This is a genomic window from Acetomicrobium sp. S15 = DSM 107314 (assembly GCF_016125955.1).
GTDB classification, from domain to species: Bacteria; Synergistota; Synergistia; order Synergistales; family Thermosynergistaceae; genus Thermosynergistes; species Thermosynergistes pyruvativorans.
Window position 1 is genome coordinate 1 of the sequence record NZ_JADEVE010000206.1, and the last position, 869, is coordinate 869.

Genomic DNA, 869 nt, shown 5'->3' on the forward strand with positions numbered 1-869 from the left:
TTGATCCGGAAGCTTTTGACCCTAAGAAAGTCTATTTTGAGGATCCCGATGAGCGCCGAAAATATGAACTTGACGAATAGAAGGCAAGTATCTCTAAATAAGTCTGGCCGGCTTCGCTGCGCCGTGATCCAGCTTGGCGGATCATACGCTTGCAAAGCCTTAGGCAAGTAAAAGATAGAAGAATGGAGGCGGGTAATCTGTGAATATTTCGGATTTGGCATGGCTGTGGCTACGGATCTGGTTGCCGTAAGACCGGAGCGTAAGTCGTGTACTCCTGCGTCAGCGGCTTGGACGAGAAGACTGGCAATACTTCACTCGAGGAGTTAATGGCAGGGCTTCGCATGCTTCTGGGAGTAGAGTCGGCTACCGTCTAGACAGACTCGTTGTACTCTCAAAGCGAGTAGCTGAAATATCTAGTGTCCAATTTAACCGCAACAAGCTCGCCGTAGGAGATGGCAACTACATGCGGGAATCCAGAATAGGCGTAGATCTGGTTATCAGGAAACCTTTGCGATGTTTGCCGTCGATCCTGCAATATTGGGCTGCGAAGGCTAAGTAGTGCTCGGCAAAAAAGAGCGGCAGACTCCCGGTTGAATATATGCTCAAAAAACCCGGCATAAAAGATCTTTCCAAAGAGGCGGTAAAGGAGATCTTGAAAGAGGTAAAACTTTTGGGCACACAAAAGCGCTGACCTCTGGCAAAGGAAGAATTTGCAGGTATCGTAAAAAGTACTGTCATAAGTCCAGCCCAACTTCCGCATCTATAGCCTCCAAACACAGCAATACCAACGCATTCTGCCGTTCGTTAGTCACTAATTCTCTTTCAGCCAGCTCCTCTTCGGCTTGATCGGTTCATGGGGTACGTTCAGT

At 48.2% G+C, this 869-nt stretch carries 1 protein-coding gene; it reads right to left on the bottom strand.

Annotation, left to right across the window (positions count from 1 at the left end):
- Positions 1 to 459 precede the first annotated feature (459 nt).
- Positions 460 to 738, bottom strand: coding sequence for a hypothetical protein (locus tag EZM41_RS05800; RefSeq protein ID WP_198470189.1), 279 nt, complete (start codon positions 736 to 738; stop codon positions 460 to 462).
- Positions 739 to 869: the final 131 nt, after the last annotated feature.

Excerpts from the sequence above, each read along its gene's own strand:
- EZM41_RS05800 (WP_198470189.1), bottom strand. The coding sequence starts at position 738 with ATGACAGTACTTTTTACGATACCTGCAAATTCTTCCTTTGCCAGAGGT.